General features: G+C 43.5%; 1 protein-coding gene. It reads left to right on the top strand.

What is annotated here, in order from left to right; translation table 11 throughout:
* Positions 1-602 (top strand): mucin-binding protein (locus OZJ21_RS08685; RefSeq protein WP_442916311.1); only part of this gene is annotated, 602 nt, incomplete at both ends.

Genomic DNA, 602 nt, shown 5'->3' with positions numbered 1-602 from the left:
TTGGACGCAGTGGTAGACATCTACTATCGAGCAGATGAACCAGCAATAGTAGAAGGAAAAGAAGAAAAGACAATCACGCGAACAATCAATGTACACTTGCCAAATGGTGAAGTTCAAACAACAAAACAGCCAGTAACATTGGAAAGGAAGTACACGAGTGTAGCAGGCAGCGACGAGAAGAAATATGGACCATGGACCGTAGGTCGTTGGGAAAGCTTTACAGCCCCAGAACAAGAAGGTTACACAGCAATTCCAGGCACAGTAGATGAAGTCGAAGTAACTTCAGAAAGTTTGGATGCAGTGGTAGACATCTACTATCGAGCAGATGAACCAGCAATAGTAGAAGGAAAAGAAGAAAAGACAATTACGCGAACAATCAATGTACATTTGCCAAATGGTGAAGTTCAAACAACAAAACAGCCAGTAACATTGGAAAGGAAGTACACGAGTGTAGCAGACAGCGACGAGAAGAAGTATGGACCATGGACCGTAGGTCGTTGGGAAAGCTTTACAGCTCCAGAACAAGAAGGCTACACAGCAATTCCAGGTGCAGTAGATGAAGTAGAAGTAACTTCAGAAAGTTTGGACGCAGTGGTAGACAT

It is taken from the genome of Ligilactobacillus sp. UO.C109 (assembly GCF_026847815.1).
Taxonomy (GTDB): domain Bacteria; phylum Bacillota; class Bacilli; order Lactobacillales; family Lactobacillaceae; genus Ligilactobacillus; species Ligilactobacillus salivarius.
Note: the sequence above shows the minus strand (reverse complement) of the source record. Positions and strands in the feature narration are given on the sequence as shown.